16 protein-coding genes and 1 tRNA gene are annotated in these 20,009 nt (G+C 67.9%); 7 read left to right on the top strand and 10 right to left on the bottom strand.

Going from position 1 to position 20,009, the window contains the following annotated elements; translation table 11 throughout:
* Positions 1 to 123: 123 nt before the first annotated feature.
* Positions 124 to 1,191 carry a tyrosine-type recombinase/integrase gene (locus E1298_RS27435; RefSeq protein ID WP_131898228.1) on the bottom strand — a complete coding sequence of 356 codons (1,068 nt, stop codon included), beginning with the start codon at positions 1,189 to 1,191 and terminating at the stop codon, positions 124 to 126.
* A 91-nt stretch (positions 1,192 to 1,282) separates the two neighbouring features.
* Between E1298_RS27435 and E1298_RS27430 the strand changes: the two genes are divergently transcribed.
* Positions 1,283 to 1,356 (top strand) — tRNA-Arg (locus E1298_RS27430).
* 111 nt (positions 1,357 to 1,467) lie between these two features.
* Here E1298_RS27430 and E1298_RS27425 read toward each other — a convergent pair.
* A complete protein-coding gene (locus E1298_RS27425) occupies positions 1,468 to 1,668 on the bottom strand; it encodes a hypothetical protein (RefSeq protein ID WP_131898226.1) in 201 nt (66 codons plus the stop codon).
* A gap of 1,155 nt (positions 1,669 to 2,823) precedes the next feature.
* Here E1298_RS27425 and E1298_RS27415 point away from each other — a divergent pair.
* Complete coding sequence (locus tag E1298_RS27415) at positions 2,824 to 3,516, top strand: hypothetical protein (RefSeq protein ID WP_207944868.1); 693 nt, start codon at positions 2,824 to 2,826, stop codon at positions 3,514 to 3,516.
* Between the two features lie 62 nt (positions 3,517 to 3,578).
* Here the strand turns inward: E1298_RS27415 and E1298_RS27410 are convergent, their stop codons facing one another.
* Positions 3,579 to 5,150, bottom strand: a complete 1,572-nt coding sequence (locus tag E1298_RS27410; protein ID WP_131898224.1) for a hypothetical protein — start codon at positions 5,148 to 5,150, stop codon at positions 3,579 to 3,581.
* A gap of 959 nt (positions 5,151 to 6,109) precedes the next feature.
* Between E1298_RS27410 and E1298_RS27405 the strand changes: the two genes are divergently transcribed.
* Together E1298_RS27405 and E1298_RS49650 are read left to right on the top strand one after the other, a co-directional pair.
* The gene (locus tag E1298_RS27405; RefSeq protein ID WP_207944867.1) at positions 6,110 to 7,423 is read left to right on the top strand and encodes a hypothetical protein; all 1,314 of its coding nucleotides are present in this window, start codon (positions 6,110 to 6,112) and stop codon (positions 7,421 to 7,423) included.
* Positions 7,357 to 7,818 carry a restriction endonuclease gene (locus E1298_RS49650; RefSeq protein WP_207944866.1) on the top strand — a complete coding sequence of 154 codons (462 nt, stop codon included), beginning with the start codon at positions 7,357 to 7,359 and terminating at the stop codon, positions 7,816 to 7,818. The genes E1298_RS27405 and E1298_RS49650 overlap by 67 nt, the downstream gene beginning before the upstream one ends.
* A gap of 208 nt (positions 7,819 to 8,026) precedes the next feature.
* Here E1298_RS49650 and E1298_RS27400 read toward each other — a convergent pair whose 3' ends face one another.
* Positions 8,027 to 10,840 carry an AfsR/SARP family transcriptional regulator gene (locus E1298_RS27400; protein ID WP_131898222.1) on the bottom strand — a complete coding sequence of 938 codons (2,814 nt, stop codon included), beginning with the start codon at positions 10,838 to 10,840 and terminating at the stop codon, positions 8,027 to 8,029.
* Between the two features lie 424 nt (positions 10,841 to 11,264).
* Between E1298_RS27400 and E1298_RS27395 the strand changes: the two genes are divergently transcribed.
* Complete coding sequence (locus E1298_RS27395; protein WP_131898220.1) at positions 11,265 to 11,933, top strand: hypothetical protein; 669 nt, start codon at positions 11,265 to 11,267, stop codon at positions 11,931 to 11,933.
* A gap of 71 nt (positions 11,934 to 12,004) precedes the next feature.
* On the opposite strand, the gene E1298_RS27390 is transcribed toward E1298_RS27395, so the two are convergent.
* The 6 genes from E1298_RS27390 to E1298_RS27365 all read right to left on the bottom strand — a co-directional run bounded on the left by E1298_RS27390 (position 12,005) and on the right by E1298_RS27365 (position 17,993).
* Positions 12,005 to 13,567 carry a Na+/H+ antiporter gene (locus tag E1298_RS27390; protein ID WP_131898218.1) on the bottom strand — a complete coding sequence of 521 codons (1,563 nt, stop codon included), beginning with the start codon at positions 13,565 to 13,567 and terminating at the stop codon, positions 12,005 to 12,007.
* 209 nt (positions 13,568 to 13,776) lie between these two features.
* On the bottom strand, positions 13,777 to 14,115 hold the full coding sequence (locus E1298_RS27380; protein ID WP_131898216.1) for a hypothetical protein: 339 nt from the start codon (positions 14,113 to 14,115) through the stop codon (positions 13,777 to 13,779).
* A 16-nt stretch (positions 14,116 to 14,131) separates the two neighbouring features.
* Positions 14,132 to 16,000 carry an APC family permease gene (locus E1298_RS27375; protein ID WP_131898214.1) on the bottom strand — a complete coding sequence of 623 codons (1,869 nt, stop codon included), beginning with the start codon at positions 15,998 to 16,000 and terminating at the stop codon, positions 14,132 to 14,134.
* A gap of 336 nt (positions 16,001 to 16,336) precedes the next feature.
* On the bottom strand, positions 16,337 to 16,774 hold the full coding sequence (locus tag E1298_RS27370) for a YbaB/EbfC family nucleoid-associated protein (RefSeq protein WP_165975683.1): 438 nt from the start codon (positions 16,772 to 16,774) through the stop codon (positions 16,337 to 16,339).
* Positions 16,775 to 16,781: 7 nt separating this feature from the next.
* Positions 16,782 to 17,705, bottom strand: a complete 924-nt coding sequence (locus E1298_RS48425) for a hypothetical protein (protein WP_165975682.1) — start codon at positions 17,703 to 17,705, stop codon at positions 16,782 to 16,784.
* 3 nt (positions 17,706 to 17,708) lie between these two features.
* Positions 17,709 to 17,993: a hypothetical protein gene (locus E1298_RS27365; protein WP_131898210.1), complete on the bottom strand. Its 285-nt coding sequence runs from the start codon at positions 17,991 to 17,993 to the stop codon at positions 17,709 to 17,711.
* 326 nt (positions 17,994 to 18,319) lie between these two features.
* Between E1298_RS27365 and E1298_RS27360 the strand changes: the two genes are divergently transcribed.
* Entirely contained in the window at positions 18,320 to 18,907 is a 588-nt protein-coding gene (locus E1298_RS27360) for a hypothetical protein (protein ID WP_131898208.1), read from the top strand.
* A gap of 320 nt (positions 18,908 to 19,227) precedes the next feature.
* Entirely contained in the window at positions 19,228 to 19,884 is a 657-nt protein-coding gene (locus tag E1298_RS27355) for a GntR family transcriptional regulator (protein WP_131898206.1), read from the top strand.
* Positions 19,885 to 20,009: the final 125 nt, after the last annotated feature.

Raw genomic sequence — 20,009 nt, 5'->3', positions numbered from 1 at the left:
CCGGCAGCGGGTAGCAACGGCTCAAGCTGCGCCCACGCCCGATCAGTCAACTCACCACCACGCACCACAGACGATCATCCAACCGGACCAGCACCCGCAACACGATCATTTATCAGACACCGCCTAGATACGGTCGCCTGGGGACAGACGTGCGTGCGCCTCGCGCGCCCGCTCCTCCCGTACCCGGCCGTAGTGCTTGGCCATCTCCAGGGACTCCCAGCCGCCGACGCCCATCAGCGTGACGACGTCGCCCTCCCAGGTGGACGCCATCGTCCGCCGGAACTTGTGCGGTGTCGCCGCCAGCCCGCACTCCGCACCGCGCCGCTCGATCATCTGCGCGATGCCGTGCGCGAGGAGCCGGTGCTCCCCCGCCGCCGTCGTCCGGGAGTCCAGCGGCAGCCACAGCCACGGCGAGTCTGCGTGCTTGTGCCGCTTGCGCACCCGGATGTACCGGTCGAGCGCCACCGCCGACTTCTTCCCGATCGGCGCCCAGAACTCCCGGCCCCCCTTCGACCGCACCCGCAGCAGGCGCCGGCCCAAGTGGACGTCGTGCAGCGCCGCGTCGTCCGGCGCGTACCGCAGGCCGGCCAGCCCGGACACGCGAACCCCGTTGTCCATCAGGACGCGCAGGATGGCGTGGTCGCGCCGGTCCTCGAAGCTGTTCCCACTGCACGTCTTCAACAGCGCGGCCAGTTCCTCATCGGAGAAGATGGGCTGCGCCTTCGCCGCCACCTCGACCTTCTTCACGCGGTCCATCGGGGACGGCGGCGTCCGCTCCCCCTCGGCGACGCACCACCCGAAGAACACGCGCAGGTTCCGGAAGTCCTTCGCCGCGGTGCCCGGGCTCGTGGTCCGCTTACGGTGCAGAAGGTAGGCGCGCAGATGCTCGGTCCCGATGTGCTCGACGTCCGGCACGACCGCACTCGGCTCCCCCGCCGAGCCCGTCGCCCCGACCGGGCACACCGCGGGCTCGTCCTCGTCACCGTCCGCGCACGTGCACCGGTCCCGCCGGGCCAGCCACGCCGCCGTCATGGCGACGGTGTCGAGATACGAACGAATGGTGCCCGGACTCTTCTCCTCCTGATCGAGGGCGAGCCGCCAGGAGCCGGTCAGACCCAGGATGTCCGGCCCGTCGCCGAGTTCATCAACGACCGGGCCGGTGCCGGTTCTGAAGGGAATGACCTCGCCCATCTGCGCTCCAATCCGATGCTCCCGTGACCTTGTCCGGCTATGCTACGGTAACCCTGCTTCACTGAAACCACAGCTCAACCCAGAGTTTCAGGCGCCCGTAGCTCAGCTGGACAGAGCATCGGACTTCTAATCCGACGGTCGCGGGTTCGAATCCTGCCGGGCGCGCCCCACCCCACCTGCGGTGTTGCAACCACAGGCGCCAAGATCAATGTCCGAAACGTCCCCGAGTCGGACGGCACCGGCCCAGTACACGCCGGCAGAGGCAATGACCCTTTTTCATCCTCGGGTGACCTCGTAGTTTTGTAGGACGGCGATGGCCTTGACGAGGTGGTGGCAGCGATGCTTGGCCGAATAGTGCGGCCGGTCGGCACGGACCCGGTCGCAGGCGATGAGCGTCCCGTCCGGCACCAGCAGGTGCAACCGGTCCTTGCGCGCCTTCCGCAGCGCCGCTGTCGGCTTCGGTGACCGCGCCGACAACAGGACCACCGCTTCCGTTGCACGCGACACATCGACGCCGGCACAGTACAAAAGCATGCAGAGCCCCGGCAACTGGAGGCTTCTCCCCGCGGGGTTCGGCGAAGCAGCCACTCCGTTGTTCGTGCTGCATCCGCTGCAGGGCCGCGGCAGAGTGCTATGCGAGTGGCTCAACTCCCGCAATACAGGAGCGTGACTCGACACGAGCGCTCCTGGAAGAGATCAAGGACTTCCGCAACGGCTCCCACCACGCCCACGGCATCCGCGCGAGCCATGAGATCGACGAAGACGTCGAGAAATTCGAACCACGCGTGGTCTCGGTCAACTGGCTGTCGGGTATCGAGTGGTACTGGGTAGAGAGCTGCGAGTACCTCGACAGCGATCCGTCAAGCCGCCCAGTCGATCTATGGCCGCTGGCAATAGCCGGCATCTGCCCGGACTGCCGGACGCGGGAACTGTTCCTGCTCAACCAAGTACGAGACGGACAAGTGACCCTCCGCAGCCTGGAGGAGCACTCTCTGGAGCTCCCGTATCGCACTTCCGAGGACTCATAGAGCTCACGCCCGAGCAGACGCTCATCGGCAGACCAGCGCATTTCCGTCCGCGGGCCTTGGTTCAGGTGCCGGAGGCCATGCAGGCGGCGAGGATGTAGTCGGGGTTGTTGCGGGCTCGGTCGTAGCGCATAGTGGTGCGCGTGTCTGCGTGACGTGCAGCGAGCAGGTCATCGCCGACGGCAAAGCCGGGCCGCTGGCACACCTGCCCTCTGGGCATTTCAACGCCAACGCCACCGCCCCCATCCGCGCCCACCTGGTCGGTGTTCCGTGCCCGCCTGGCCCGCTCGGCCCGCCGCCTGGTGCTGAACCTGCCCCAGCGATGGCCTTGGCAAGACGCCTGGACGCAGTTGTGGACCACCGTCCACGCCCCACCCGAAACGGCCTGACCCGCTCTGTCCATCAGTCCGACAGGACCCCGACCGCGGGCGAACAGGTGGAAAGGCTGGGAGCAGGAACGATCCGGTGTTCTTGTGTGCGAGCAGAGCGGCCACAGGTTGATCTGGCAGTTGCTGCAAAACTGCCTGGACCTGCGGGCGGGGCGCGAGTGGCAGCGGCTGCAGGCCGATCGCCTGGCGGCCCGGAGTCCCTCCCGAGGCTCGGTACTGTGTGCGCGAAGATCGAGAGAGAGGTCGGCACGATGGCGGACGACTTGGCATGGATCGGCGACCATTGGTATTTCGGTGGGCTTGTCCAGGACGGAATGCTCTCGGATATCTGTCTCACGGCGGTACGGGGCATGGACCCGGTGGACCTTGTGGTTCGCCTCGGTGCCGACCGCCGCATGGCCGAGCGGCCCGTGCCGTTCAAGGATTTCGACCGGCGGAGCGTGCCCTTGGCCGACAGCGTGGCGATGTTCGGCCGCAGCGGCGATTGGGCTTACGTTCTGGAGGTCGAAAAGTCCACCTGGCACCTGATCTTCCTGGACCGGTCGGGCAGGGACACGTTGGTGCCGCAGGGCTGCGAACTCGTCTGCCTGGACCGCTTCCTGCATGAGCACCCGTGGGTGTACTACGTCGACGCCGCCGGCGAAGCGAGCGCCGCCGAGCCCGGGGACAGCCTGCTGGCCGCGATCTCGCCCGAGGACCGGCTCGGGGCGTTCGCCGCGCTGGATGCGGCCATGCGCCAGGCCGGTGCGGTGCGGGACACCTTTCCCGGCTGCGAGGATCCTGAGGATGAGGACGGGGAGTTGGCGAGGCGACTGTTCAGGGCGGTGGGCGAGCATCTCGGGCTGTCGCTGCCGCGTCGGGAGATCGAGCAGGGGCTGCTGCCCGCGGTACATCTGCCCTCGCCCCTGTGAGCCGGTAGCAGCGGGGGCGCCGCGCCCTTTCGGCGCGACACCCCCTGATGAGCGGGGTGCTGCTATTTGTTGTTCGCGGTCATGGTGCACTCCACGGTCGCGCTGTCGCTGACGCATTTCGCGCTCATGTTGGTGTTCAGCCAGTACGGGTCCCGGTCCAGCAGACGCTGGTTCACGTTGAAGGCCGGGAACGCGGCCATCGAACCGCTGTTGTGTCTCCCGGAGATCGCGGACCGTCCGCAGACCTCCTTCCACGTTGGCACCAGACCGTCGATGTTGAACAGGTGCACGGCGTCACCCTGTTTGGTCGCAAAGGTCTGTACGCAGGCGCTGCCGCTGCTGACCGGGTTCAGGCCACCCGCGAGCGCTGGCATTCCGCCGCTGTTGTAGGTGGCGTTGAACGCGAACTCGTCGCAGTTCAGCTTGTCCGTCGCACCGCTGAGGACGCTGGGGTCGCCGTTGGCCGCCGCCCATCCATCGGGGCAGATCACCGCCCGGTTGCCGGGGAGGTCACTGTCGGGCAGGAAGTACAGCGGCTTGTTGTCGGCCTTGCTGCCGGGATGGTTGGGCAGCTTGTGCTCGATCAGCCAGGCATGCGACGACGCCTGCGGGTACTTCGCCGCGTCAAAGGTGTAGGTCGGCACGTAATTGTGGAACACGCAGCCGGTCGTCGGCACCTTATTGACAATCTTGGTGTTATCGCATCGGATCTGATTGACGTATCCGTCCTTCTCCAGATCGGCATTCTCCCAGCCGCTCACGACGTCCCTGAAGGTTGCGGGTGTCGAATACTCATCCGTGGTGCCCGCGATCAGTATCTTGCTGTCCATCGAGACCTGACGGCCGAGCTTCGTCACTTGTTGAGTGGAGGGGGAGTTCGGCGTCCAGCCGTAGGACACGTCCGTGGCCGCGCTGTGGGACGGGGCACCGGGAATCCAGGTGGCCACGCCCTGCCAGCCGCCGACGTTCGGGGTGCTGCAGTTGCCGGGCTTGCAGTCGACCTTCGGGGTCTTCAGGGTGAACGAGAGGATTCCTGTCGTCGGAATGCTCACGTCGAGGACGTTGATCCGCTCAGTGATGTTCGCGGAGGCCCGGTCAAGCTTGCGCTCGTCGACCACCAGTGCTTTCACGATGCCCATGGGGGTCTCGTTGACCTTCACATCCCACGTCAGAACGAACGCCGAGCATTCCTCAAGACGAGTGGTCCAAAATCCTTCCCGCGGGTTGGCCAGGTCGCAGCCGCTGACCAGGGACCGCTGCGTGGCGGCCCTCGCACCGGTTCCCCGGTGAAGGTCGAAGTTGCGGCCATTGTAGAGCTCGGCCTTGCTGCACACTTTTACTCCGCCTGAGGAGGTGGTGCAGTGGGTTTCGAACAGCCCGGGGGGAGTCGAGCCGGCGCGGTTCGGGCTGGGTGCGGGCTTCCACGGAGAGGGCGGCGCCATTGTGTTCGTGTACGGCTGGGCGGACTGGTCCGGGTTCGGCGCCGCCTCATTGGGGTTGGGCAGGGTCAGGTCGAGGGTCCGGGTGAAGCGGAATCGTGCCCACGGCGACCACGACGTCTCGTACAAGCTGCCGTCATAGGCGGAGGTATGGAAGATGTAGGTGACGCCGAGCTTGAGCTTGCCGGACGGCACGGTGACCGACGCGGGTCTTGCCCGAGGCGAACAAGCGGGGCGAACGTGATCTTGACCCAGTTTCCAATGCGCCGCAACCCCCCGGATGCCGCATAACGGCCCTGCGCGGGCTGAAAAAAGTGCGCACCAAAACCCAATTCGGCTGGTAGGTCGCGGTATCTCCATCGAGCATGACCCGATATGACACACCCTAAAGCGGCGCGGAGCACTGCGAGACGTCCCAACTTGGCCACTTGCTTGACAAGATCAAGACTGTCGGGTCACTGTCGGCCCCGGATCGCTATGAACAGGCCAGGTTCGGGTTCGGAGAGGATGCCCCGTCCGACCGGGCGCTTGAGCTTGGCGCACATGGCTCGAAATGTCGGGGCTCGGTCCCGGTGTCCAGGGCGCGGCACAGATCCTTTGCGAAAAGCCCGTAAACGCTCGCGGCCACTTCCCGACCGAACAGGCCGTCCCTCAGTGCCTCTGCCTGGCACTGATAAGCCTGGACCCCGCCGGCCGAGGCCGCGGCAAAGAGCACTGTTCTCGGGATGTTGAACGATCGTCGTGTGGTTACGCTGCTTGCCACCCGGATGGTTGGGAGCATCGGGGATGGGTTCGACACGCTGGCGTTGTCGTGGGGAACGTTGCAAGCGGGGCATGGACCGGGTGGGTTGTCGGTCGTGCTCGCCTGTAGGCGGCGCCAGCGTTGTTGGGGCTGGGCGGTGGGTTGTTGGGTGATCGGTTCCGGCGCTGTTGGGTGATGGCTGGTGCTGATGCCCTAGCGGCGGTGATCTGGGCTGGATTGTCTGTGCCCTTCCTTACTGATGTGGCCCCGCCCTTTACGGCCGCGCGATAGGTATGGGTTTTGACACTGCAGTTCACGGTGGTGATGGGCGCAGGGGCGTCGTGGCTCGTGTTGGCGGCGGCGATGCCGCTGCCGGGGGTTTGTCAGGCGATGGAGAGCGACGCTGCAAAGCGTGCTTCCGCGTCATGTGCCGGCGCGCGTGTCGGCAAGCTCAATGCCGCTCCGGAGTCCGTTGCTGTCACAGCCCCCACGCGTTACCGTCGCCTCGACGGTGAGTAAAACTAGCGGTCGGCGGTGGGCGATGGCGCGTGGGTCTGATCCGTACAGTTCTTACCGCGAGTGGGAGAAGGCCCGCCTCGCCGATCAACGGGCCAAAGAGCAGGCGACCCGCCGCCAGGAACAGGAGCGCAAGGCCCGCGAGCGCGAGCAGGCCCAAGCCGACGCCACGGCCCGTGACGAGCAGGCCACGGCGCGGAATGCCGCCGTCGAGCAGCGGATCGAAAAGTTGGAGACACTGCTCCGGTCATCGCTGACCTGGGATCCCCGGATCTCGCTCACCACCCTGCGCCGCCGGCCTGACATCGCGCCACCCGACCTTGGTTCGCTCGCCGTCCCCGAGCCCGTCCCTGACTGGACCGACTTCGCACCCGAACCGCCACGTGGACTGGCGCGAATGCTGGGTGGACGGCAACGCCACGAAATGGAACTCCGGGCGGCCGAAGACGCCTTCGCCAAGGCACAAGACGGGTACCGCGAACGCGAGGCCAGCAGGCAGGCACGGCTGGCGCGAGCCCGCCGCGCCTATGGACAGGCCGTGGCCGACGCCGAACGCGACGCGGCCACCCACAACGCGCACCTCGACCGGATCGCCGCCGGTCTGCGCGACGGTGACCGGCATGCAGTCAGCGACTACATGGAGATCGTGCTAGCCCACTCCCCCTACCCCGACGGCTTCCCCACCGAGCGCCACGCCGGTTATGTCCCCGAATCATCCCTGCTAGCCGTCGAGTGGTACCTGCCCCCAGTCGAAATCGTCCCCGAACACAAGAGCTTCCGGCACATCAAGACCCGCAAGGCCGTCGAACCCACCATCCGTCCTTTGACGGAGATCCGGCAGATCTACCAGCGCGTCATCGCCCAGATCGCCCTGCGCACCCTCCGCGAGGTCTTCGACGCCGCCCCTGCGGGCCTGATCAGCACCATCGTGTTCAACGGCCGCGTTCACGCCGTCGACCCCGTCACCGGCCGGCGGATCCAGCCGCACCTGATCACCCTGCGGGCCACCCGTGAGCAGTTCCAGCCGCTCGTCCTGAGCGAACCAAGTTCAAACCCGTCGAGTGCATCCGCCGACACTTCTTCGCCGACGTCTCCCCCCACCCCGACGAACTGGTCCCGGTCGAGCCCGTCATGCCCTACAGCATGGCCGACCCGCGCGCCATCGACCCCGTCGACGTCATCTCCGACATCGACAAACGCCCCAACCTGATGGACCTCAAACCGAAAGAGTTCGAGGCTTTCGTGCAGAACCTGTTCGCCAGGATGGGCTTCGACACCCAGCTCTTCCAAGCCAGCGGCGACGGCGGCGTGGACTGCGTGGCCTACGACCCCCACCCCATCACCGGCGGAAAGTTCATCGTCCAAGCCAAGCTCTACACCAAGACCGTCGAACCCACCCATGTCCGCGACCTGTGGGGCACCGTCCAACACGAAGGCGCCACCAAAGGAATCATGATCACCACCTCCGGCTACGGCCCCGACAGCTATAAGTTCGCCGCCGGCAAGCCCCTCAACCTCATCGACGGCAGCGGGCTGCTCTCCCTCTGCCACGACCACAACATCCCCGCACGCATCCTCAACCACGGCAAGAAGAAAAAGTCTTAACGTAGCGGGCCTGGGCGGTCGCGGGTTCGAATCCTGCCGGGCGCGCCCCACCCACCCTGCGGTTTCACCACCGCAGGAACCAAGGTCCACGCCCGAAACGTCCTGTGTCAGCTTGGAGTGAGCGCCGCCAACGCGGCAGGGGCGCCTTTTGGATTATGGTGCGGGCGACAGCTGTCGGGCCAACAGGCTCTCAATGAGAATGTCTTTCTTAGGTCGCTAATGGACGGGATCGGTCCAGCTCCGCGTGGATCGTCTCCCGGACGGCCCTGACCTCGGTCTGTCCGGCCTCCTTGCCGAGCTGCCGCCAGATGGCCAGGCTCGCCTCGGCGTGTTCGAGGGCCTCCTCCAGCCGTCCGAGCCGCCGGGCCGTCTCCATCAGTTCCTGTAGGGCCATCGCCTCCTGGAAAGGGGAGGCGAGGGCGCGGCTGGCGGTGAGCACGGCTCGGAAGTCCTCGATCGCCTCGTCCGGACGGCCGAGGGCCCGCCTCGCCCGGCCGCGGTTGATCATCAGGTACTGCCAGGCGAACGACTGTCCTCCGACCTGGTCCACCAGCGCCAGCCCGCGCTCCAGCCACGGCAGCGCCTCCAAGGGCCGCCCGATTCCGATGATGTAGAGAGCGGCGATGTTGTTGAGCACCTCCAGCTGCGGCCACCAGTTTCCGGAGCGCCGGCTGACCGTCAAGCTCTCCTGAAAGATCTTGAGCGCCTCCTCGTGATCTTGCTGGTCAAAAGCGAGCAGAGCAGACACGTTGAGCAGTCGGTCCAGGATCGCCTCGTCCCCGCCGTCATGGGCCGCCCGGATGCCGCGGCGGATCTGCGCTTCGCCCTCGGCGAGCCGGTCGACCTGCCAGAGCCCGCCGCCGAGCATGTATCGCGCCCGGGCTTCGGCGGGAGACTCGCCGCGGGCCTGGGCGGCGTCGGCGATCTCGGCGGCGGGGCCGTTGAGCCGCGGCCACAGGAACGCCACGTCGCCCATGGGGTCGAGAGCGAGCAGCAGGTCCGCGGCGACGGCGACCGGCGCGCCGGGGTCGGCGGCGGCCTTGCGGACGGCTCCCAGGATGCCGTCGAGCTCGTTCAGCAACCAGGTCTGTCCTTCGGTCGGGTCGGCGAACGCGACCCCTGCCGAGTGGGTGGCCGCCAGTGCGTCGGCGAGCTTGCAGCCGTTCCGTTGCAGCCGGTAGAGGTTTCGGGCGGAAGCGAGGTAGTGGTCGAGGATGCGGCCCAGGACGGCGCGCCGGTCGGCCTCGGTGTCCTCCTCAAGCGTGAGGTGGGCGGCGTAGGTGTGCAGCAGGTCGTGGAAGCGGTACCGGCCAACGGTCCGTTGTTGCAGCAAGTGCATGTCCAGCAGGTTCTCCAGGAGCTGCTCGGCCTCCTGGAGCGTGATGTCGGCGATCTGGGCGGCGGTGTGAGCGTCGAAATCGGTACCCGGGTGCAGGCTCAGCAGCCGGAACAGCCGCTGCTGGACGGGAGTGAGGTGCCGGTAGGAGAGGGCGAACGCGGCGGCCACACTGCGGTCCCCTGTGGCCAGTTCACCCAGCCGTCGCCGCTGGTCGCCCAGGCGTTCGGCCAGGTGGGCGAGGGTCCACGTGGGACGGGTGCGCAGCCGGGCGGCGGCGATCCGGACCGCCAGCGGCAACAGGCCGCACAACCGCACCACCTCGTCCAGGGCCTGCGGTTCGGTGACGGCGCGCGCGTCGTCGGCGATCCGGGTGAACAGTGCGGCCGCGTCGGCGGACGGCAGCACCTCCAGCGACAGTGTGCGGGCGCCCTCCAGGTCGGTGAGCCGGCGGCGGCTGGTGATCAGCACCAGGCTTTCGGGGTCGCCGGGCAGCAGCGGCCTCACCTGTGCGGCGGTGGCGACGTTGTCCAGCACGATCAAGGCCTTGAGGCCGGCCAGTTCGGCCCGCCATAGCCCGGCCCGCTGCTCCAGGCCGTCGGGGATCCGCTCCCCCGGCACGCCCACCGCGCGCAGGAGCGTGTCGAGGGCGGCGGCCGTGATGCCGAGTTGGTCTCCGGCAGTGTGCGCGTGCAGGTCGATGAACAATTGCGCATCGGGGTAGCGGTCGGCCAGCCGGTGCGCGGCGTGTACGGCTAAGGCGGTCTTGCCGATTCCGGCCATCCCGTCAATAGAGTTGATCACTACCGCGGTGGTCGTCTCCCTCTCGTCCGGCAGGGCCGACAGGAGCCGGTTCAGTTCGGTGGCACGGCCGGTGAAGTCGGCGAGGTCGTGGGGCAACTGGTGAACGCGCTTGCGTCGATCCGGTGGCGACGCCGCGAGGCCGGGGTCGCTGACCAGGATCTGCTGGTGCAGTCCCTTCAAATGGTCGCCGGGGTCCAGGCCCAGTTCCTCCGCCAGCGTTTCGCAGGTGTCGTAGAAGACCCGCAGCGCTTCGGCCCGCCGGCCGGCTCGGTGCAATGCCAGCATCAACTGCCCGGCCAGCCGTTCCCGCAGCGGGTGCGCGGCCACCTGCTCGGTCAGCTCGCTGATCACGCTGTGGTGTCGGCCGAGGTCCAGTTCCAGCTCGATGTCCTCCTCCAACGCCGCCGTTCGTCGTTCCTCCCAACTGGTCATCTGCGGCTGTAGCGCCGGGCATTCCAGCCCCGCCAGCATTGGCCCCCGCCACAGGTTCAGGGCCGCGCGGAACTGGGCCACCGCCTCCGCCGGTTCCCCGTCGGCGGCATGCCGGCGGGCCCGCCTCACCCGGCGGTCGAACACGGCAGCGTCCAGTTCGTCCTCTCCGACCTCCAGGCGGTACCCGGCACCGGACGCCACCGGCCCGGCCGAACTGCCATCGGCGAGCAGCCTCCGCAGCTCGGACACCAGATTGCGGACGCGTTTCTCCGCGGTGGCGGGCGGCTCTTGTGGCCAGACCACGTCCACCAAGCGGCTCAGCGGCACCACATGACCTGCTGACAGCAACAATGCGGCCAGCACCTTCCGCTGCCCGGCCCCGCCCAGGCGCAGTTGCTCCCCACCGGTCCAGACCTCCAGCGGGCCCAAGATCTTGAATTCCGCGCCCATATGATATCAACTCTCGGCATCTTGGCATGCAAGGTCGATCGCCACTCAACTCGACACTGATCCCAAACACAATACAGCCACAGAATGGTTCACAATAGGTGAATTAATGCCTTCCTCACATGCACCGGAAGGTTCGGCCGTCCGATTGCGCGCCTGACATCATCTCGGGACGGTGGTCTCGGCCATGACCTCTCAGGATCCGGCTCGTCTCACAACTCTCCGTAAGCCGACGAACCTCCGTTCGTCCCGCTCCCACCCCGCTATGGACCAGGCATGGACCATCCATGGACGGCACCCGCCAAGCTACTCACATGGAAAGGCCCCAGCAGCTCTCCCTTGCGCACCTGACCATGGCCTTCGCCACCAGCCACCCCGCCGCGATCGTCCCACCCGGCACCGTTGTCAACGTCCTGGACGCAACGCCATGACCGTCTGCGACAGCCAAACCCTTAACCGCACCGCTCCCGTCCGCCAGAATCTGCTGACACGCGGCGACAGATCGGCGCTCGAAACGGTGGCCCTCCTGTGCGGGCTGGCCCTCCTGCCCGTCATCACCGCGCTGCTGGCCTCCCTGATCGGCCCCGCCACCGCGAGACCCGCCTCCACCGCCGGCAAGCAGGCCCCAGCCGAGAAGCCCGCCGCCCTGCCCGGCCGAACGCCAGATCACGGCAGAGCGATCGGCCGCACGACCGCGTTGACGGCCACCACCCGCCGATGGACTCCCGTCGCCCACACCACCGTCACCTTGAACAAGCGGGGCGCGTACGAGGTGACACAACAGGTCCGCGGCCAGTTCATGACCGCACAGAACCAGTTCACCCGCGCCTGGATCACCTCTCGGTTGTTCAACCTCACCACCGGAGCCCCAGTCGAGGAAAGCAACCTGCTCGTCGTCACCAGCGCCAAACGCCCGCCCGGCACCAATCGCGGTTACGGCACCACCGCCACCGGCCGCATCTTCCTCGACATCGACGAACCCACCACCATCCGCCTGGAAGCCATGCAGGCATGGGACGCAGGAACAGTGACCAAAAGCCAGGTCATCTCCGACCCCAACGGTTTCACCAAGATTCTCTACAAAGAACTCGCCTGACCCGCCCAGGCAAAGGAGCACAAGATCCCCGCCTCAAAATCTGGTCCAGGCCACTCAGGCGGCCGGGTCGGTCAGTGCGCCCGGTCGAGGGAGGATTCTTCGAGGTCAAGGACGCGCTGGACGTTGCGGACGGTGCGCTCGCCGATCTCGCCCCGCTCGTGGAGGCGGTGCAGCTCCGCGACCTCGGCGGCGATCAGGTCCCGGCGGGTCGCCACGTAGGCGCGGGAGATGTCGTCCACGTCACCGTCGCCACGGGCGCGCAGCTCACCGCGTTCGATCCGGTCGAGCAGGACGACCCGCAGGCGCTCCACCACCGTTCCCGGTGCGGCCTCCAGGTCCTCCAGTTCCTGGAGACGGTTCATGGCAGCCTCGGCGATGCGCAGGCGGGCTAGGGCGTACTCCTCGTCCAGGTCCGAGGGATCGACGCTGATGCCCGCGGCCCGCACCAGCGGGGCGAGGGTGAAGCCCTGGATGGTCAGCGAGATCGCGATGACCGCCGTGGCCAGCACCACCACCAGTTCGCGGTGCGGCAGCGCGGTGCCCGCCGTGGTGGTGAGCGGGATCGACAGCGCGGCGGCCAGCGGGACCACGCCCCGGGCACCGGCCCAGGAGACGACGGCGGGGACCTGCCAGGACGGACGGGCGCCTCGTCGCCACTGCTGCAGTGCCGCCAAGGGAAAGACCCAGGCGACGCGGACGGCGATCAAGGTCACCGCCACGACCACGGCGGGCACCAGCCATGGCTGCCGGTCGTCGGCGAGTCCTCGGATCAGCGTTGGCAGTTGCAGCCCGATGAGCGCGAAGACCACGCTCTCCAGCAGGAAGACGACCGTGCCGTAGACCGCGGCGAGCTGGAGGCGGATGTTGGCGGTGGTGAGCGCCGGTGCCTGGTTTCCGATGATCACGGCGGTGACGATGACCGCGGTCACGCCCGAGGCGTGCGCCACCTCGGCCAGCACGTAGGCCGCGTACGGGGTGATCAGCGCGATCACCGTCTCCAGTACCGGGTCCTCGGTGCGCCGCCGGATGACCGCGATGCCGGCGGCCACCAGGGCTCCGGCGAGCACTCCCCCACCGGCGAGCAGGACGAACTCTCCCGCGACGTGCCCGGGCGACAGTCCCTGCGCCGAGACCACGACCACCACGGCGATCCGGAACAGCAGCAGGCTGGTGGCGTCGTTGAACAGGCTCTCGGCCTGGACGAGCGTCTGCACGCGTGCCGGTAGCGCCAGCCTCCGGCCGAGCGCGGTGACCGCCACCGGATCGGTGCTGGCCAGCACGGTACCGAGGAGGAACGCCATGCTCCACGGCAGCGAGGTGAGCGCGGCGGCGACCAGGCCGACCACGGCCGCCGAGGCGATCACCAATCCGACGGCCAGCAGGGAGACCGGCTTCCAGACGGCCTTGAGCGCGCGCCAGGACAGCTCTTCCCCGGCGGTGTAGAGCAGCGGCGGCAGGACGACCAGGCTCACGATCTCCGGCTCGACCCGCACGTCGGGCACCCAGGTCAGCGAGCCCACGAGCAGACCGGCCAGGACGAGCAAGGAGGGCGCGGGCGCCCGCAACCGCTTGGCGGTCACCGCCACGACGGTCGCCAGGATCACCAGAGCGAGGACGACCTCGACACCGCGCACGATTGCTCCCGGTCGACCCGATATGACGCCGACCAGACTTCCCGGCACACCTCCTCGAACCGTACCAGGCCAGGAAAACCGCTGCACCTGGGAGTTCGCCTGGCCATCGGGAACTGCGCCCGGGGCAGCGCGTCCTGCTGACGTGGGAGTCACCGGGACAGGACGGCTACGGCTTGCGGGCCGTCCATGTCGAACCGTGACACGCGCGTTCAGTCGGAGTGGCGCCGCGTCTCGGCGTCCCCGATGGCGTGGCCGACGAGCGCCAGGGTCACGCCGAGAAGAGCGCCGACCATCACCAGGGCGAGCAGCACCTCGCCGGGCTCGACGGCGAGCGCCGCCAGGCCCGCCAGCACCAGGGCGAGTCCGGCGGCGAGCATCCACGGCGCGGCCTCCTGCCGAAAGCCGTGGTCCGGCGTGGCGCCCTCACCCGGCTCGGCGGGGGTGCCGAGGCGCCGGGGGCCACCGGGCCGTCGCTTGACCGGGTGCGCCGCGGCCCCCGGAAGGGCCACGCCCGCGATGATGAGGATCAGGCCGAGTGCTTCGTTCATTTCTCCTCCCGACTGTTCAGGGCGTCCCCGCCGGTTGCTCCGACCGGTCCGCGACCGCCTCGCTCTCCCGGAGGGGGGCCATGCGGAAGCGCAGCCGGCAGACCACGGCTTCGGTGTCGCGGCGCAGCGCGTGGGCCAGGACGGCCCCGCGCTGGTTCTGCAGGACGCGCTGCCACAGGTGCTCGGGCTCGACCTCGGGGATGAGGACGAACACGTGCCGCTCGGGGACGTCCCGGACATAGCGCACGATCGGCTCGACCAGCCGCAGCCGCTCGCCGTTGACCAGCACCAGCTCCACCCCCGGCTCCCAGCGCTCCCACTCGGCCAGGAACCGGCGGCGTGCGTCGGCCTCCTCGGGGTGCACCACGCGGACGGCCACCACGCGGTCGCCGAGGCTGAGCGCGGCGGCCAAGGCTTGGCGGGTCAGGCCGCTGACGCCGCCGACCGGCACGATCACCAGGGACCTGCGGGGGCGCGGCGGGGCCGGGACGCGGCCGAGCTCCAGCTTCTCCCCGATCGTCCGGTAGGCGCGGCCGACACGCTCCATCACCGCGACCATGGCGGGCAGCGCGAGCAGGATCAGCCAGCCGCCCTCGCTGAACTTGGAGACCGCCACCACCAGAGCGGCGACCGCCGTCAGCAGCGCGCCCAGCCCGTTCAGCGCGATCCGCCCCCGCCACCCGCGCGTGCGGGTCGCCAGCCAGTGCCGCACCATCCCCGCCTGCGACAGCGTGAATCCGACGAAGACCCCGATCGCGAACAGCGGGACCAGGGTGTTCATGTCGCCGCCCGCGGCCACCAGCAGCACCGCCGAGGCGACCGCCAGGAAGCCGATGCCGTAGCGGTGCACCTGGCGTTCGGCCTGCAGCGCGAACAGGTGCGGCAGGTGGTTGTCGGCGGCCAGCAGCCGGGCCAGCACCGGCAGCCCGCCGAAGGAGGTGTTGGCGGCCAGCGCCAGCAGCACCACGGTCGCGAACTGCACCACGTAGAAGCCGACGCCATGCCCGACGGCCGCCTCGGTGACCTGGGCCAGGACGGTGACGCCCTCGACCGGGCGGATGGAGAACCGCTCGATCAGCAGCGCGATCCCGATCAGCATCAGCGCCAGCAGCCCGCCCAGCGCGATCTCGGCGCGCTGCGCCCGGCGGACGCGGGGGCGCCGGAAGGACGGGACGGCGTTGGCGATGGCCTCCACGCCGGTGAGCGCGGCGCAGCCGTTGGCGAACGCCTTCAGCAGCAGCAGTACGCCGACCGTCTGCAGGCCCTGCGCCTGCGCGGCGGCCGCGTGCTCGGTGGCGGCCGGCCCGCCGCGCAGCAGCCCGGCCGCGATGACCGTGAGGATGGCGCCCACATAGACCACGGTCGGGGCGATGAACAACCGCGCGCTGTGCGCGATCCCCCGGTAGTTGACCAGCGTGATCGCCGCCAGCACCGCCAGGCAGATCCCCGTCCGGTACGGCACCAGCCCAGGGAACGCCGAGGTCAGCGCGGCCGTCCCGGCGGCGACCGACACCGCCACATTCAGCACGTAGTCGACGATCAGCGAGGCGGCGGCGATGAGCGATGCGCGTCGTCCCAGGTACCTCTTGGAGACCCCGTAGGCGCCGCCGCCCTCCGGGAAGGCGGCGATGACGTGCCGGTAGGAGAACACCAGGACGCCCAGCAGCGCGGCGATCGTGAGCGTGACCGGCAGGGTGAACCCCATCCCCGCTCCCCCGGCCAACGCCAGCACCAGCACGATCGCCTCCGGGCCGTAGGCCACCGACGCCATCGCGTCCAGTGACAGGGCGGCCAGCCCGCCGACGACGCTCAACCGGTGCCGATCCTGCCGATCAGGAGGCTCCTCTCCGGCGTCGGCCACACCTCGGTCGGGGGACTTACTCATTCTTCCTCCACATATCCCCGGCTGATCCAGACGTCGGCCGGGTGGGTCCGAGCCCCATGCCGAGCCTCCTCGACAGCGATCCGAATCCCCGTTCCATCGGGCTCTGCAGTGAGTAGAACGCCAGGTCCAGGCCGGCGTCAGGGCTCTTCATGCGTTCTTAGCGGGCCCGCCGCCAGGCTTAACGCCCCCATAACGCGGCGCGGAAGACCACGCTCATGGCGTCCAGACCGATCGTCCGCGAATCCGCGGTGTCGAACGTTCCGTCCGTGAACGCGGCTCGCGGAAGCCGCGCACCGAAGAGATCGCCGGTGGCGAGCCCTCCTGCGCGTTGCCAGATCAGCGGCGCAGGACGCTTTGAAGCCGGTCGAGGGTTTCCGTCGCGGTGGCCAGGTTCTCCTGGACGGCGCCGGTCGCGTTCCGGAGTTCCCTGCCGATCGAGTCGCGGTCGCTGATGAGCGAGTTGTCCCGGCCTAGAAGCTCGGTGAGCCGCTCCTGTCCCTCGGATTCGGCTTCGCGTTGGGCCTGGCGGATGAGATCCAAGATGGTGGTGGCCAGTTCCTGCGCGCCCGCCCGCATCGCGCGGGGGTCGATGTGGAGGGCCCGCACACCCTCGGAGCTTGAGTACTCCACTGCCACACGCTGGTCCGCTGATTCCGCGCGCGTGGTGACCGCGGTGCCGGCCGCATGCATGTCGCGGAGCTGGCCGAAGAACGCGTCGGCGTCCTTGGCCAGCTTTTCCGGGTCGAAGCCCAAAGTGTCCTTCAGCTCGTCCACTCGTTCATCACTCCCAGGGGTACTGATAGGAGCCGTCGGGATTCTGCTCCGGGGCCAAGCCACCGGTGAATACCTGGGCGCCGTCGTTGTACTGCGTCTCATGGAAACCCTTGGCGCCCGCGGCCTGCGGCCACCCAGCCGGGACGGCCTCGCCGGCCCGGCCGCGGCTCGTCCAGCCATAGAAGCCGTTGGCGGGCATCCGGCCGCCGATTCCGAACGCGGTGGCGTCACGCTCCACGCGGTTCGCCGTCCCCCAGATGAGCATGGGCCCCTGGGCGAGGGTGGCACTGATGAAGTCCCGCACGCCGCTGAAGTCGCCTTGCGCGGCCTCCACCAGGACGTCTCCCGCGATGAGCGATCCAAGGAGACCGGCGCAGGTGTGCAGCACGGTGTTGAGCGTGGATTCCACGGACTTGAGCGTGGCGTTCAGATTCGCCAGCGTCATCGTGGCCGACAGGCGCGCCATCCCGGCGCTGATCGGGGTGATGGTGGCGATAGCGACCCAGGCGGCCAGCGCCACCAGGACCGCGGCGATCAGCGCCATGAATACGATCATGGCCATGGTCAGCGCGGCGGCGGTGAACAGCACCGCCGCGACGAAGGCCGCCCGCAGCTCAACCGACAGCAGGTCCGCGAGATAGCGGTCGATGCGTTGCTTGAACGCACGGCCGTCTTCGCTTTTCCACCCGTCTTGCTCCACCCCGTCGACCAGTTGCCGGATCTGCTCTCGCGCCTTCTGCACGTCCGAGCCCATTCGCGCCCACGCCGTACCTCCGTCCCAGAACGCCTGGGGGTTGTACTGGTGAATGTAGAAGGACGGGACGAAGGGCCACGCCGCCGGAACGCCCATCGCCGACAGCGACAAGGCGGCGACGGTTCCGACCTGCAGATTCTTCTTCGCCAGCCAGGCGCCCTGCGCCAGAGCCGCCACAGCTCAGGCCATCCTGACGGTACTGGCGTGCTCCGCGGCCTCCCACGCGTCGGCCGAGTACCTCACGCCGTCCCGGATGACGGCGGTCTCCTCGGCCCGATGCTTCAACTCCCGCAACGTGTACGCCTCCACCTCGTTGTAGGCGATGGCCAGCGAATAGGTGAACGAGGTGAACGACGCCTCCGCGACCTGCAACCCGACCACCTCCTGGACGGCCTTCTCCAGGGGCCGCGCCGCCACGGGCAGTCCCGACTGGATCCCGCGCAGCCGCTCACGCTCGATCCGCACCTCCTCCGGACTCGCGGTTGGCGGCACCGGCGGCCATCCGGCCATGACCGGCTCACCACGGGATGAGCGTCCGGCGGTACCGTTCGAGCCGCGATCGGGCGCAGGCGTGTTCAAGATCCGGTCGATGTGGTTCACAGCACCTTCCAGCAAGGCGACGAAGATGTTCAACGAGAGGCATCATTCAAGATCATTAAGATGCTTCTCCGCCAGCTCATTAACGACCTGCTAACGACTTATATACGTTTTCCTGATGACGTCCGGCCAAGGTGGACGCGTCGTCCATACACGCCACGTACAAATCTCATGAATATTCGAGGAAGGCAGCTGTGATCGGCTCCGAGCGGCCCGCGCTCTTCCAGGTCGGCACCCTGACGTTCGCGGGCGACCGGTCCTACCGGGACACCAGCGACGGGACGCTCCTGGCCCAAGCCTTCCAGCGTGACCGGTCACCCTGGCGATCGCTCATGACGGCCGGGGAGATCATGGACTTCCGCGACCCCTCGGGCGCGGCGCTCCTGTCGGTCGGACGAATACCCCCAGGCTTCCGCCTTCGCAGGTGGGCACCCATCTTCTGGCCGAACGACCAAAAGGCCGGCACGATCAAGCCAGTTGGTTTCGTCCATTGCGACTTCCAGCTCTGCGGCCTCGACGGTGCCACTTTCGCGACAGCCGAACGCCAAGCAAGAGGATTCAGAGAGTCCTACCAGATCCTTGACGGTCATCGAACACCGCTCGGCACCGTGATCGAGCCCGAGGCGTCCGTCCGCGCCATGAGCGAGCGAGGAGCGCTTCCCACCTCACGGTGGCTGAACGTCGAGCTCGACCCCGGCATCCCGGACATCCTGCACCTGCTGATACTCGGGCTTCCCCAGGTCATCCGGATGCGCCACGGCTGGGACCACCGGCAGGCATAGAGCGCCTGCACCGCATAGAGCGACATGGTCCCAGGCAAAGCCACGGAGACGCCGACGATGTTCGATCAAAATCGTATGTGATTCTATGTAGCTAATCGTATCCGCCTGCTCCGCGTCCAGAGTTCGCACAGGATCCAAAGCAACAGGTAGAGCGGCAAGTTCGTTTGGGCTCGAACGGTTAAATCGTTTGGGATCGAACGGTCCACCCGATCGGCAAGCGGAACGAGGTAGGCTCGCAACCAGCGAGTAATATTGAAAATCGTATGTGAAATCATCTAGAGAGATGTGTATGATCTTGGGAATCGCGGGAGGAGAACCGGGTGAGGTCCGCGAGGAAGCCGGGCACGACCAAGGAGAGCAAGGCCGAGCTCTGCTACGAACTGCTGCGGTCACGCATCCTGGACGGCACGTACGTGCCCGGGTACCGGCTGGTCGTCAAGGAGCTCGCCCAAGAGATCGGGGTCAGTACGATCCCGCTGCGCGAGGCCGTGCGCCGGCTGCAGTCCGACGGGCTGGTCGAGGTGGTGCGCAACGTCGGCGCCCGCGTCGCGGTCTTCGACGCCGACCAGGCGGAGCACACGCTGCAGATCCTGGCCCGCCTTGAGGGCTACGCCACTGCCGCCTCCGCACCGCATATGACGACCGTGCAGGTCTCCGCGTCCCGCGAGATCAACGATCGTATGGTGGAGGCGCTGGTGGAGTTCGACCCCGCGGCCTTCGCGGCGCTGAACCGCGAGTTCCACTTCTCCATCTACCGGCACTGCCCGGACGCCCGCCTGCGCTCCCTGCTCGAAGAGCAGTGGACCCTCCTGGACCACATGCGCCGCTCAACCTTCACCTACATCTCCAGCCGCGCCCATCGTTCCGTGGTCGAGCATTCGCACATCCTCGCGCTCATTTCCAAGAAGGCGGACGCCGCCGAGATCGAGCGCTTCGCCTGCGCTCACAAGAACGCCGTCGCCGACGCTCTCCACTGAGCCTTTTCCATCTTGATCGTGCTGGTCACAAGGTGGTTGCGGTGGACTGAGTCGGCCGGTGACGCGACGAGGCTCCTGGTAGATGCGAAGTCGACCAAAACAACCGCCCTGCCAGGAGCCTCTGG

The organism is Actinomadura rubrisoli, from assembly GCF_004349215.1.
GTDB classification, from domain to species: domain Bacteria; phylum Actinomycetota; class Actinomycetes; order Streptosporangiales; family Streptosporangiaceae; genus Spirillospora; species Spirillospora rubrisoli.
Note: the sequence above shows the minus strand (reverse complement) of the source record. Positions and strands in the feature narration are given on the sequence as shown.